The sequence below is a fragment of the Demequina phytophila genome (assembly GCF_000971135.1).
GTDB classification, from domain to species: domain Bacteria; phylum Actinomycetota; class Actinomycetes; order Actinomycetales; family Demequinaceae; genus Demequina; species Demequina phytophila.
In genome coordinates this window covers 245,747-258,201 of record NZ_BBLW01000001.1, presented here as the reverse complement: position 1 = coordinate 258,201, position 12,455 = coordinate 245,747, and the positions used below count along the sequence as shown (strand labels likewise).

General features: G+C 70.8%; 12 protein-coding genes and 1 tRNA gene. 9 read left to right on the top strand and 4 right to left on the bottom strand.

All coding sequences use genetic code 11. The annotated features are described in order from the left end of the window. Positions 1-55: 55 nt before the first annotated feature. From AOM01_RS01250 to orn, 3 genes are all read right to left on the bottom strand, one after another. Positions 56-721: a DUF4126 domain-containing protein gene (locus AOM01_RS01250; RefSeq protein WP_082109882.1), complete on the bottom strand. Its 666-nt coding sequence runs from the start codon at positions 719-721 to the stop codon at positions 56-58. A 103-nt stretch (positions 722-824) separates the two neighbouring features. Next, positions 825-900, bottom strand: a tRNA-His gene (locus AOM01_RS01245). A 41-nt stretch (positions 901-941) separates the two neighbouring features. Then, the gene (gene orn, locus AOM01_RS01240; protein WP_062287805.1) at positions 942-1,559 is read right to left on the bottom strand and encodes an oligoribonuclease; all 618 of its coding nucleotides are present in this window, start codon (positions 1,557-1,559) and stop codon (positions 942-944) included. A 109-nt stretch (positions 1,560-1,668) separates the two neighbouring features. Between orn and AOM01_RS01235 the strand changes: the two genes are divergently transcribed. The 9 genes from AOM01_RS01235 (at position 1,669) to AOM01_RS01195 (ending at position 11,279) form a co-directional block, all read left to right on the top strand. Beyond that, on the top strand, positions 1,669-2,025 hold the full coding sequence (locus AOM01_RS01235) for a GntR family transcriptional regulator (RefSeq protein WP_062288572.1): 357 nt from the start codon (positions 1,669-1,671) through the stop codon (positions 2,023-2,025). After that, on the top strand, positions 2,022-2,909 hold the full coding sequence (locus tag AOM01_RS01230; protein ID WP_062287803.1) for an ABC transporter ATP-binding protein: 888 nt from the start codon (positions 2,022-2,024) through the stop codon (positions 2,907-2,909). Before AOM01_RS01235 ends, AOM01_RS01230 begins: the two co-directional genes overlap by 4 nt. Continuing rightward, positions 2,906-3,661 (top strand): hypothetical protein, encoded by a 756-nt coding sequence (locus tag AOM01_RS01225; protein ID WP_062287799.1) that lies wholly within the window; start codon positions 2,906-2,908, stop codon positions 3,659-3,661. Before AOM01_RS01230 ends, AOM01_RS01225 begins: the two co-directional genes overlap by 4 nt. Positions 3,662-3,959: 298 nt before the next feature. Continuing rightward, positions 3,960-4,964 (top strand): ABC transporter substrate-binding protein, encoded by a 1,005-nt coding sequence (locus tag AOM01_RS01220; protein WP_062287796.1) that lies wholly within the window; start codon positions 3,960-3,962, stop codon positions 4,962-4,964. Between the two features lie 103 nt (positions 4,965-5,067). Further along, complete coding sequence (locus AOM01_RS01215; protein ID WP_062287793.1) at positions 5,068-6,603, top strand: sugar ABC transporter ATP-binding protein; 1,536 nt, start codon at positions 5,068-5,070, stop codon at positions 6,601-6,603. After that, positions 6,600-7,649 carry an ABC transporter permease gene (locus AOM01_RS01210; RefSeq protein WP_062287790.1) on the top strand — a complete coding sequence of 350 codons (1,050 nt, stop codon included), beginning with the start codon at positions 6,600-6,602 and terminating at the stop codon, positions 7,647-7,649. The genes AOM01_RS01215 and AOM01_RS01210 overlap by 4 nt, the downstream gene beginning before the upstream one ends. Continuing rightward, positions 7,649-8,683 carry an ABC transporter permease subunit gene (locus tag AOM01_RS01205; RefSeq protein ID WP_062287788.1) on the top strand — a complete coding sequence of 345 codons (1,035 nt, stop codon included), beginning with the start codon at positions 7,649-7,651 and terminating at the stop codon, positions 8,681-8,683. Before AOM01_RS01210 ends, AOM01_RS01205 begins: the two co-directional genes overlap by 1 nt. Positions 8,684-8,738: 55 nt before the next feature. Next, complete coding sequence (locus tag AOM01_RS01200) at positions 8,739-10,256, top strand: sugar ABC transporter ATP-binding protein (RefSeq protein WP_062287784.1); 1,518 nt, start codon at positions 8,739-8,741, stop codon at positions 10,254-10,256. A 3-nt stretch (positions 10,257-10,259) separates the two neighbouring features. Beyond that, positions 10,260-11,279 (top strand): LacI family DNA-binding transcriptional regulator, encoded by a 1,020-nt coding sequence (locus AOM01_RS01195; protein WP_062287781.1) that lies wholly within the window; start codon positions 10,260-10,262, stop codon positions 11,277-11,279. Positions 11,280-11,283: 4 nt separating this feature from the next. Here the strand turns inward: AOM01_RS01195 and AOM01_RS01190 are convergent, their stop codons facing one another. Further along, positions 11,284-12,393 (bottom strand): NADH:flavin oxidoreductase/NADH oxidase, encoded by a 1,110-nt coding sequence (locus tag AOM01_RS01190; protein ID WP_062287778.1) that lies wholly within the window; start codon positions 12,391-12,393, stop codon positions 11,284-11,286. Positions 12,394-12,455 lie beyond the last annotated feature (62 nt).

Here is a 12,455-nt window from a genome sequence, read left to right as displayed (position 1 = left end):
GGCGCCCGCGGCCTGAACCAGCGCATCGTCCCGAGGGACGATGCGGGGGCCGGGTCTAGCGCCAGCGGCCCCGCCACCAGGGCGTCTTCATGCCGGCGGCGGCGCGTTCCTCGCGCTCGGCGCGCTCCTCCGCCTCGAGCTGCGCACGCCGGCGCCGACGCCGCCGTCCGGTGGTGACGATCCGGTAGAACACCAGGCCCATCGCGACCAGTACCACCAGCACGAGGATGGGCACGAAGATCGCGATGAGGCTCAGCCCGACCGCGGTCGCGTCCTCCGCGAACGACGCGACGGGCGCGCCGGTGCCGGCGGTGGCGGCGTTGACCGACGGGCGCGACGCGGACTTGGCCGTGTGCACGCCTGCGGCGACGATCGCGCCCACGATGCCGGCGATGAGCGGGTTGTCCTGCCAGAAGCTGCTCTCGTCGACCACCTGAGCCGCGGCGGTGGCGGCGAAGATCACGCCGCCCACCAGCGGTCGCACGAGCGACTGGATGAGGTCGTTGATGTGGTCGACGCCCGGGATCTTGTCGAGCACCAGCTCGGCGGCAAGGAAGAGCAGGCCGATGATGATCGCCGGCCACGACTGCAGCCAGTCGAGCTGCTCGGGGAGCACGATGAAGTCCGTGAAGCGCGCGAACAGGCCGACCATCACGAGCGGGATGAACGCGTTGAGTCCTGCGGCGGCGGCCAGGCCGGCGCCGGTCAGGGCTGCGAACATGTGACCTCCTCAGGCGTGGGCGGCGCGACGGCGCCCCCGCAAGGATAGACCGACGGGAACGGCGAAGGCCCCCGGCGTCGACACGCCGGGGGCCTTGCCTCGATGGGGTGGCTAACGGGACTTGAACCCGCGGCCCCCGCGACCACAACGCGGTGCTCTACCAGCTGAGCTATAGCCACCATCGGCCCTCGGTGAAGGGCCGAGGAAGAGTATACCGGGTCTACGACGCGGCGGGTGACGCGTCGGGCGTCACGCTCGCGGCGGCCGCCTTGGCGGCGTCGGAGTCCGGCCCGGGCAGCGGCACCAGGATGGTTTCGCGGTAGTAGCGCAGCTCCGTGATCGAGTCGCGGATGTCGCCGAGCGCGCGGTGGCCGCCCGTCTTCGCCGGCGCCTGGAAGAACACGCGCGGGTACCAGCGGCGCACCAGCTCCTTGAAGGAGCTGACGTCCACCACGCGGTAGTGGAGGTGGCCGATCACCTCGGGCATGTCCCGCTCGAGGAACATGCGGTCCATCCCGACGGTGTTGCCCGCGAGCGGCGACTTGCCCGCGACGGGCACGTGCTGCTTGATGTACGCGAGCACCTGCGCCTGAGCGTCCTCCATGGTGGTGCCGCCTGCGAGCTCGGGCAGCAGCCCGGACTCGACGTGCATGTTCCGCACGAAGTCGCCCATGCCGGCGAGCTCGGCCTCGGTGGGCTTGATCACCACGGAGACGCCGTCGCCGAGGACGTTGAGGTCCGAGTCGGTCACCAGGCATGCGACCTCGATCAGCGCATCCGCGCTGATATCGAGGCCGGTCATCTCGCAGTCGATCCAGACGAGGGGGGTGTCGGTCATGCCGACCACTGTACCGAGCGTGCGAGGGGACGATGCGGGGGTTGACAGGGCGCCTGCTGGATGATTGGTTAGTTGGTGAAGTAACTAACCAGGGAACCGAGGGGTGCACGTGGACGACGGTCGGCCGATCTTCCAGCAGATCGCGGAGCAGCTCGAGGCGAGGATCCTCGACGGCTCGCTGCCGGAGGGGTCCCAGGTGCCGTCGATCAACGAGCTCGCCGCGTTCCACCGCATCAACCCGGCGACCGCGCTCAAGGGCGTGAACCGCCTCGTGGATGCCGGGATGCTCGAGAAGCGACGGGGGATCGGGATGTTCGTATCGGAAGGGGCGCGGGAGCGGCTGCTCGCGGAGCGGCGCGAGACGTTCCGCGACCAGCACGTGAGGCCGCTGGTCGACCGCGCGGCCGCGCTCGGGGTCGGCGTCGACCGGCTCGTGGAGATGATCAGGAAGGAGGCGGGCCAGTGACCGCCATCATCGAGGCCGATGGCCTCCAGCGGACGTTCGGCGACGTGCGCGCCGTCGACGGCATCGGCTTCGCCGTCGAGGAGGGGTCCATCTGCGGGCTGCTCGGACGCAACGGCGCGGGCAAGTCGACGCTGATGAACCTCGTCATGGGACAGGACTTCCCGACGGCAGGGACCGTGCGGGTGATGGGGGAGGACCCCGTCGAGAACGCGCGGGTGCTCACGCGCACCTGCTTCATCAAGGAGTCGCAGAGCTACCCGGACGCGTACCGGGCGAAGCATGTGCTCGCCACCGCGCCCCACTTCTTCCCTCACTACGACCGTGCGCTCGCCGAGCGTCTCGTCGCGGACTTCGACCTGCCCGTCAACCGCATGGTGAAGAAGATGTCGCGCGGCCAGCGCTCCGCGCTCGGCGCCATCGTCGGGATCGCCTCGCGCGCGGAGCTCACGCTGCTCGACGAGCCCTACGCGGGCCTCGACGCCGTCGCGCGCCACGTCTTCTACGACCGGCTGCTCGAGGACTACGCGCGTCACCCGCGCACCATCCTCCTGTCCACCCACCTCATCGACGAGGTCGCGGACCTGCTCGATCACGTCCTCGTGGTCCACCGCGGCCGGCTCGAGATCGACGCCGCGACCGAGGAGCTGCGGAGCGCGGCAGCGACGCTCGTGGGCCGCTCCGCGGACATCGCCGCGTTCGTGGCGGGACGCGAGGTCCTCGGCCGCGAGTGGATCGCCGGCATCGCCTCGGTGACCGTCGCGGGGCTGAGCGAGGAGGACCGGGCGCGCGCCGCACAGTCCGGCCTCGAGGTCACCCCCGTGTCCCTGCAGCAGCTGATCGTGCGCCGCACCGGCGCCCCCGCCCCCGAGGAGGTCGCCTCATGACCGCCGTCCCCGCCGCGTCCGCGGCGCTCATCCCCGCCGGCCGGCGCGTGTGGAACGTCGCCCGCCTGCAGTTCGCGAACCCGTGGCCCACGGTCATCACCCCGTGGCTGGTGCTGTTCGGGGTCCACGCGCTCACCTGGTCGATCTGGGCGATCATCGCCCACTACGCCGGTCCGAGCCTCGAGGCGGACGCGTTCCGCTACGCGGGCGGGGTGAGCTGGCTTGTCATCTACATGATGGTGATCGCGATCCAGGCGATGAACGCGACCTTCCGCTTCGCGCTGGGCTTCGCGTCCACCCGCCGCGACTACTATCTGGGCACGCTCGCGTTCTTCGGCATCATGGCGGTGGTCTACGGCGCAGGACTCGCCGTCCTCGCCGGGATCGAGCGCGCGACGGACGGCTGGGGCCTCGACGGCAGCTTCTACGCTCCGGCGTACCTCTACAACCAGCCGCTCGCCGTGGTCGGCTTCCACTTCTTCGCGCTGTACCTGCTGTTCATCGCGGCGGGCACGCTCGTCGGTGCGATGTTCGTGCGGTGGCGCGCGACCGGGCTGTACGCCTTCTTCGCGGGGCTGCTCCTGCTCGGCGTCCTGCTGGTGTGGTGGCTCGTGGGCTCGGGCGCGAGCGCGGCGGCCGCGTTCTTCACCGAGAGCCCGATCGCCGTGATCATGGCGTGGACCCTCCCGGCGAGCGCCGTGCTCGCCGCGTTGGGATTCCTGGTGATGCGTCGCACGCCGGTCCGCGGCTGAGCCGCCGCGTCCGTACGAAGGTCGGGCCCGCGCATCGTCCCCCCAGACGACGCGCGGGCCCTGCCGCGCAGGCGCTCCACGAGTGAGCACTCACATTCGCCGCGCGCCCATGGTGGCGCATCCGCGGCGAGAGCGCGTTCACCCCGTTCGCTCCGTTATCGAAACGTGACCGATTGCCTCTTGTGAGGGCTCACATTGTGAGCGCTAATATCCGAGACACGGGGTCCTCGGTGGACGCCGGGGGCATCGCGCTCGACTACCGGCAAGGACGCCGGGCCAGAACAGGGAGGTTCTGACAATGAAGAAGCGTTTCATTTCCACCATCGCGCTCGCGGGCGCCGCGGCCATGGCGCTGACGGCGTGCTCGTCGGACCCGGAGCCCGGAGCAAGCGGCTCCGCGGCCGGCGGGGACGGCGGTGGCGGCGGCGACACCATCGTCGTCGGCTTCGCGCAGACCGGTTCCGAGTCGGGCTGGCGCTCGGCCAACACCGACTCGATGAAGGAGGCGTTCTCCGAGGCCAACGGCTTCGAGCTGATCTTCAACGCGGCGGACAACGACACGGCGGCGCAGATCGCCGCGGTGCGTGACTTCATCAACCAGGGCGTCGACGCGATCGTCATCGCGCCGATCGTCGAGGACGGCTGGGACGACGTGCTCCAGGAGGCCGCGGACGCCGGCATCCCGGTGATCCTCGAGGACCGCACGGTCTCCGCGTCGGCTGACCTGTACAACGCCTGGATCGGCCTCGACTTCGAGGCCGAGGGGACGAAGGCCGGCGAGTGGGCCGCCGCCGAGTTCGGCGACACCGAGACCAAGATGGTGGTGCTCGAGGGCACCACGGGCTCGGCTCCGGCGAACGACCGCGCGACGGGCTTCGACGCCGCGATCGAGGGCACCATGATCGAGAAGGTCGACTCGCAGACCGGCGACTTCACCCGTGACGGCGGCAAGTCCGTCATGGAGGGCTTCATCCAGAACTACGGCATCGACAACATCGACCTGGTCTACGCGCACAACGACGACATGGCGCTGGGCGCGATCGAGGCGATCGAGGCGGCCGGAGCGGTGCCGGGCGAGGACGTGAAGATCATCTCGATCGACGCGGTCCACGACGGCATGCAGGCGCTCGTCGACGGCAAGATCAACTACATCGTCGAGTGCAACCCGCTGCTCGGTGAGCTGGTCGCCGCCGCCGTGACCGGCGTGGTCAACGGCGACGAGGTCGAGCCGGTGCAGTACGTCGAGGACCTGGCGTTCGACCAGGCCGCGGCCGAGGCGGCGCTGCCGGACCGCAAGTACTGATCCCGCCCGGATCATGACCTTGTAGGCGCGGGCACCCCTGCGGGGGTCGGCTCAGGCCGGCCCCCGCAGGGTCCCGCGGCACCGAGCAGAAAGCTGCACCTTCATGAATGCGGACACCGAGGTCCCACCGATCGTCGAGATGCGGGGGATCACCATCCGGTTCCCCGGCGTGCTCGCCCTGGACGACGTCGACTTCACGCTGCGCCCCGGCGAGGTCCACTCGCTCATGGGCGAGAACGGCGCCGGGAAGTCGACCCTCATCAAGGCCCTCACCGGCGTGTACGGGATCGACTCGGGATCGATCTCCATCGCGGGCGAGCGGCAGACCTTCTCCACCGCATCCGATGCGCAGGACGCCGGCATCTCGACGGTGTACCAGGAGGTCAACCTCTGCACCAATCTCACCGTCGGCGAGAACATCATGCTCGGGCACGAGCCCCGGCGCGGCACCGGCATCGACTGGAGGGCCACGCACGCGGAGGCGGCGCGCCACCTCGCCAGCCTGGGTCTCGAGCTCGACACGCGCTCGATGCTGGCGCACCACTCGATCGCCATCCAGCAGCTGGTCGCGATCAGCCGCGCGATGGTGCTCGACGCGAAGGTGCTCATCCTCGACGAGCCCACGTCGAGCCTCGACCGGGGCGAGGTCGAGCAGCTGTTCGGCATCATGCGTGACCTGCGCGACAAGGGCGTCGCGATCCTGTTCGTGTCGCACTTCCTCGACCAGGTCTACGAGATCTCTGACCGCATCACCGTGCTGCGCAACGGCGCCCTGGTGGGCGAGTATCCGGTCGCGGAGCTTCCGCGCGACGCGCTCGTCACCAAGATGATCGGCCGAGAGCTCGCGGACCTCGCCGCCATCGCATCGTCCTCCCACCGCGACATCGACCGCTCCGGCACCCCCGTGGTGAAGGCCACCGGGTTGGGCAGGCGCGGCGTGCTGGAGCCCGCGGATCTCGAGGTGTACGAGGGCGAGGTCGTGGGGATCGCGGGTCTCCTAGGGTCGGGGCGCACCGAGCTCGTCCGGCTGCTGTACGGCGCGGACCGCGCCGATGAGGGCACGGTGGAGGTGCACGGCGAGCACGTGCGCCTGCACCAGCCGCGACACGCGATCGACCACCGCATCTCGCTGTCCTCGGAGAACCGTCGCGAGGAGGGGGTGGTCGCGGACCTCACCGTCGCGGAGAACATCGTCCTGGGGATGCAGGCCCGTCAGGGATGGCTGCGCAAGATCCCCAAGAAGGATCAGGACGCGGTGGTGCAGGAGTACATCGACGCGCTCGGCGTGCGGCCCGCGAACCCCCACGCGCTCGTCGGGAACCTGTCCGGCGGCAACCAGCAGAAGGTGCTGTTGGCGCGATGGCTCGCCACGGCTCCCGAGCTCCTGGTGCTCGACGAGCCCACGCGCGGCATCGACGTCGGCGCGAAGGCGGACATCCAGCGCAAGGTCGCCGAGCTCTCGGCCCAGGGGCTGGCCGTGATCTTCATCTCGTCGGAGCTCGAGGAGGTGCTGCGCATGGCGCAGCGGGTCGTGGTACTCAGGGATCGCAAGAAGATCGGAGAGCTCGAGGCGTCCACCACCGACCTCGACGGCCTGATCGACTACATCGCCAACGCAGGTGAGGGGAGCGCGGCATGACCGCCGTCTACAAGCATCGGCTCTTCTGGCCGATCGTCTCGCTGCTCACGCTCATCGCGATCAACGCGATCGCGAGGCCGCAGTTCATCACGATCACGATGCGCGACGGCGAGCTGTACGGCGCGCTCATCACCATCCTGCGGGACAGCGCCCCGCTCATGCTGGTGGCGCTCGGCATGACCATCGTGATCGCGACCCGTGGCATCGACCTGTCGGTGGGCGCGATCATGGCGGTCTCCGGTGCCGTCGCGCTCACCATCATCGACGGCTCGGGCGACCCCGACGCGCTCGCGACCGTGCTGATCGCGGTGCTCGTCGCGGTGCTCGTCGCGCTGATCCTCGGGATGTGGAACGGATTCCTCGTCACGGTGCTGGGGATCCAGCCCATCGTCGCGACCCTGGTGCTCATGCTCGCCGGCCGCGGCGCGGCCCTGCTCATCACGGGCGGCAAGATCACGACCGTCAACTCGGCGCCCTTCAAGTGGATGTCGAGCGGGTACATGGTGGCGCTGCCGGTGGCGTTCTTCATCGCCGTGGCCGCCATCATCGTCATCGGTGTCATCGAGCGACGGACGGCCCTCGGGGTGCTCACCGAGGCGGTGGGCATCAATCCCGAGGCGAGCAGGCTCGCCGGGGTGCGCTCACGGGGCATCATCTGGGGCGCGTACATGGTGAGCGGAGCCCTCGCAGGCGTGGCCGGCCTCATCTACGCCTCGCGCACGAGCGCGGCCGACGCGAACAACGCGGGTGTGTTCATCGAGCTCTACGCGATCCTCGCCGTGGTGCTCGGCGGGACGTCGCTCAATGGAGGCAAGTTCTCGATCGCCGGCACGGTCGTCGGCGTCTTCATCATCCAGACCCTGGACTCGACCGTGCTGTTCCTCGGGATCCCGTCCGCGCAGAGCCCCGTGTTCTTCGGCTTCGTCGTGGCGGTCGTGGTGGTGCTCCAGTCGCCGCGCATGCGTAGCGGGCTGGCCAATCTGAGCGGACGGCTGCGCCCCCGAGGCGCCGGCGTCCAGGACCGTGAGAAGGCGGAGGTGGCGTGATGGCCGCGATGACCACGACGACGGCACGCGCGGGTGGCCGCGCGGACCGCGCCTCCTCGAGGGTGCAGACCTTCCTGAGCCGTCACGGCGGGATGATGCCGACCTTCGCCGCGGCGCTCATCCTGGTCCTGCTGTTCATCGGTGCGGAGGCGTTCCTGCGCGGCGATTTCATCAAGCCGCTCACCATCTCCAACCTGCTCATCAACAACGCGTACCTGCTGGTGCTCGCGGTCGGCATGACCTTCGTCATCCTCACGGGAGGCATCGATCTCTCGGTCGGCTCGGTGATGGCCTTCACCGGCATGCTCGGCGCGAAGCTGCTCGCGGACGGGCTGCCGGTCGCGATCGCCATCCCCGCGATGCTGCTCGGAGGCGCCGCGATCGGCCTGTTCATCGGAATACTCGTGCAGTACTTCGGGGTGCAACCGTTCATCGCCTCGCTCGCCGGCCTGTTCCTGGGTCGAGGGCTCGCGTTCATCGTGAGCCTGAACTCGATCAAGGTCGAGGACCCGGCCGTGCTGTGGCTGCAGTCCACCCGCTGGAAGCTGGGCGACTGGGTCGTCACACCGACCGGGATCATCGCGCTGGCGACGGTGGCGATCGCGGCGTTCGTGCTGCACCTCACCCGGTTCGGCCGGACCATCTACGCGATCGGCGGGTCCGAGCAGTCGGCGCGCCTCATGGGTCTCAAGGTGGGACGCGCGAAGGTGGGCGCCTACGTGATCTCGGGCACGTGCGCGGGCCTCGCGGGGCTGCTGCTGACCGCGTACGCCAACTCCTCGTACCCCCGCAACGGGATCGGCACGGAGCTCGACGCGATCGCCGCTGTGGTCATCGGCGGAACGCTGCTGACGGGTGGGCGCGGCTACGTGCTCGGGTCGATGATCGGCGTGTTCGTGTACGGCACCATCAAGACGATCATCAACTTCATGGGCGCCGAGCAGGCGTGGATGCAGATCATCGTGGGCGCGCTCCTGCTGCTGTTCATCGTGGTCCAGCGCGCGATCGTGGCCCGCGCCGAGGGTCGTCGTTAGCGGTCTGCCAGCCGCGTCGACCGCCGCACCTCGTCCTCGCCCCGATAATGGGCGCGTGGACGAGGTGCGGCCTGTGCTCGAGGTCACCGGCGCGACGGTGCGATTCGGTGCCGACGCGGCGCTGCGTGACGTCGACTTCCGGCTGTTTCCAGGCGAGGTGCACTCGCTCATGGGCGAGAACGGTGCCGGCAAGTCCACGCTGATCAAGGCGATCACGGGTGCGCTCGCGCTCGACGAGGGTGTCCTCGTGCTCGCCGGCGAGACGGTGACGTTCCGCGACCCGCACGCGGCACAGGCGGCCGGTATCGGCACGGTCTACCAGGAGATCGAGCTCCTTCCCAACCTGTCGGTCGCGGAGAACATCTGCCTGGGGCGCGAGCCACGCCGCGGCGGCGTGATCAGCGCGCGCGCGATGAACACCCGCGCCCACGAGATCCTGCTCGACCTGGGGCTCGACCTGGACCCGGCGTCCACGCTCGGCACGCACTCGCTCGCGGTCCAGCAGCTCGTCGCGATCGCCCGCGCGATCTCCGCGGACGTCCGGGTGCTGGTGCTCGACGAACCCACCTCGAGCCTCGACCTCGATGAGGTGGCGGAGCTGTTCCGCATCATCCGGGAGCTCAAGACCCGCGGTGTCGCGATCCTCTTCGTGTCGCACTTCCTGGACCAGGTCTACGAGATCTGCGACCGCGTCACGGTCCTCCGCGACGGCGAGCTCGTGGGGGAGTACCTCACGCGCGAGCTGCTGCGGATCGACCTGGTCCAGAAGATGCTCGGCCGCGGCGCCTCCGAGCTGAAGTCGCGCGACCGCCTCGCCGACGACGAGCCCGACGCGGCCGTGGTCCTGCGTGCTCGCGGGGTGTCCTCGGCGCGGGGGATCACGGAGGCCGACGTCGACCTGGGGGAGGGCGAGGTGCTGGGGGTCGCCGGGCTGCTCGGGTCGGGTCGCACGTCGCTCGCCCGCGCGCTCACCGGGGTGAACCGCCTCGAGTCCGGCGTGATCCGCATCGAGAGCCGGCCCGTGCGCCTGGACTCGCCCCGCCGGGCCATGTCGCTCGGCGTGGTCTACTCATCCGAGGACCGGCGCCGGGACGGGATCGTCGCCGAGCTGTCCGTGCTCGACAACATCACCCTCGCGCTGCAGTCCGAGCGCGGCGTCCTCCGTCAGATCCCGGCGGCGCGGCGCCGCGAGCTGGCCGCGAGCTGGGTCGAGGCGCTCGACATCCGCCCGCCGGACCTCGACCGTCCCGCCGGCACGCTGTCGGGCGGCAACCAGCAGAAGGTGCTGCTCGCGCGGCTGCTCGCCCTGTCGCCGCGCGTCCTGGTGCTCGACGAGCCCACGCGCGGCATCGACGTGGGCGCCAAGGTCGAGATCCAGAACCTGGTGGGCGAGCTCGCCGACAACGGGATGTCGGTGGTGTTCATCTCTGCGGAGCTCGAGGAGGTGCTGCGCGTGGGCGACCGCGTCGCGGTGGTGCGCGACGGCCGCGTGGTGCGGATCGCCGCCGCGGTCGAGCTCACCGCGGACTCCCTGCTCGCCCTGGTCGCGCAGCCCGACGAGGACGAGGAGTAGCGGGTGGCCGACGAGCAGGGCGCGCGCGCCGCCAACATCTTCGACGTCGCACGCCTCGCGGGCGTGTCGCACCAGACGGTGTCGCGCGTCATCAACGGCATGCCGAACGTGCGCCCCGCCACCAAGGAGCGCGTCGAGAAGGCGATCGCGCAGCTCCACTACAGCCCGTCGCCGGCGGCCCGCGCCCTGGTCACGCGCCGCACCCGGACCATCGGCCTCATCACGCCGAACGTCACCGACCACGGCCCCGCCTCCGTCGCGATGCACATCAACCTCGCGGCGCGCGAGGCGCGCTACAGCATGGACTCGGTCGGCGTGCCGGGGGACGACCAGGCGGTGGTGCGCGGTGCGATCGAGGGGCTGCTGCGCCAGCGGGTCGACGCGATCGTCGTGGTGGTCGCGCAGGTCGCCGCGCTCGAGGTGGTGCAGGGGCTCGACCTCGGGGTGCCCATCGTGGCCGTGGCCTCCACCGCTCACCCCGGCCCGCGCATCGTCTCCATCGACCAGTACCGCGGTGCCCGCGCGGCGGTGCGACATCTCGCCGAGCTGGGCCACTCGAGGATCCTGCACATCGCCGGACCGGCCGACGCGCCCGACGCCACCGAGCGCGTCCGCGGATGGCGCGACGAGCTCGCCGCGAGGCGGCTCGAGGTGGTCGAACCGCTGACGGGGGACTGGAGCGCCGCGAGCGGGCACCGGATCGGGATCGGCCTCGACATCGAGCCGGGCACCGCGATCTTCGTGGGCAACGACCAGATGGCGGTGGGCCTGCTGTCCGCGCTGCGCGGGCGCGCGCTACGCGTGCCCGAGGACGTCAGCGTGGTCGGCTTCGACGACATCCCCGAGGCCGCGTACCTCTACCCGCCGCTCACCACGGTGCACCAGGACTTCGAGGCGCTCGGGCGCATGGCCATGCAGAAGGTGCTGGTCGCGCTCGAGGAGGGCGCCGCCGAGTCCTCGGCGACGCCCATCCCCACCACGCTCGTGGTGCGCGCCTCGACGCGCGCGGCGCCGGAGGCGTAGGAGGTCAGTCCTCCTCGTGCACCACCGTGGGGCGCGAGGACCACGCCGCACGGGTGTACTGGACGGGCCAGTAGTCGATGTCGGCGCCCAGCTCGTGCGCCGCGCGCAACGGCAGGTGCGGGTCGCGCATGAACTCGCGGCCCACGAACACGGCGTCCGCCTGGCCCGACGCGACCAGGCTCTCCGCCTGCCGGGCGTCGACGATCATGCCGACCGCGGTCGCGGGGATGCCCGAGCGCTCGCGGATCGCGGCCGCGTGACGCACCTGGTATCCGGGGCCCGTGGGGATCCGCACGCCGGGGACCAGGCCGCCCGTGGACGTGTCCACGAGGTCCGCGCCCGCCTCGCGCAGCCACTGCGACACCGTCACCGTGTCGTCGAGCGTCCAGCCCTCCGGCTCGAGCCAGTCGGTCGCGGACACGCGCACGAACAACGGCACGTCCGGGCCGGCGACCTCGCGGACCCGCCGCACCACGTGCAGCAGCAGCCGCGCGCGGCCCACGAGCGCGCCGCCCCAGCGGTCCTCGCGGTGGTTGGAGACGGGGGAGAGGAACTGGTGGAGCAGGTAGCCGTGCGCCGCGTGAACCTCGAGCACGTCGAAGCCGGCGTCGAGCGAGCGACGCGCGGCGTCGGCGAACGCCTCGATCACCGCGGCGATGCCGTCCTCGTCGAGCGCGGCGGGCTCCGCGTAGCCGTCGAACGCGATGGCGCTCGGGGCGACGGTTGCCCAGCCGCCCTCGCTCGCGGGCACCGAGCCCACGCCGCTCCACTCGCGGTGCGTCGACGCCTTGCGGCCCGCGTGCGCGAGCTGGATCGCGGCGAGCGCGCCCTGGCCGTGGATGAAGCTGACGATGCGCGCCCAGGCGTCACGCTGCGCGTCGTTCCAGATGCCGGTGTCCCAGGGGGAGATGCGGCCCTCGGGCACGATCGCCGTGGCCTCGGCCATCACCAGGCCGGCGCCGCCGCGCGCGAAGGAGCCCAGGTGGACCAGGTGCCAGTCGTTCGGCACGCCGTCCTGCTCCTCGCACGAGTATTGGCAGAGCGGGCTCACCCAGAGGCGGTTGCGGGCCTCCACGGAGCGGAGGGGCAGGGGCGAGAACAGCGCTGACGTCATGCGAATCCTTACTGGGCGGGACGGGCTCATTCTCGCGGAGCCCGGCGCGAGACAGAACGCCC

What these genes read in the sequence shown, in the direction of transcription:
- AOM01_RS01250 (WP_082109882.1), bottom strand. Translation starts at nt 721, where the DNA reads ATGTTCGCAGCCCTGACCGGCGCCGGCCTGGCCGCCGCCGCAGGACTC.
- orn (WP_062287805.1), bottom strand. Translation starts at nt 1,559, where the DNA reads ATGACCGACACCCCCCTCGTCTGGATCGACTGCGAGATGACCGGCCTC.
- AOM01_RS01225 (WP_062287799.1), top strand. Translation starts at nt 2,906, where the DNA reads ATGACCGCCGTCCCCGCCGCGTCCGCGGCGCTCATCCCCGCCGGCCGG.
- AOM01_RS01220 (WP_062287796.1), top strand. Translation starts at nt 3,960, where the DNA reads ATGAAGAAGCGTTTCATTTCCACCATCGCGCTCGCGGGCGCCGCGGCC.
- AOM01_RS01215 (WP_062287793.1), top strand. Translation starts at nt 5,068, where the DNA reads ATGAATGCGGACACCGAGGTCCCACCGATCGTCGAGATGCGGGGGATC.
- AOM01_RS01210 (WP_062287790.1), top strand. Translation starts at nt 6,600, where the DNA reads ATGACCGCCGTCTACAAGCATCGGCTCTTCTGGCCGATCGTCTCGCTG.
- AOM01_RS01205 (WP_062287788.1), top strand. Translation starts at nt 7,649, where the DNA reads ATGGCCGCGATGACCACGACGACGGCACGCGCGGGTGGCCGCGCGGAC.
- AOM01_RS01190 (WP_062287778.1), bottom strand. Translation starts at nt 12,393, where the DNA reads ATGACGTCAGCGCTGTTCTCGCCCCTGCCCCTCCGCTCCGTGGAGGCC.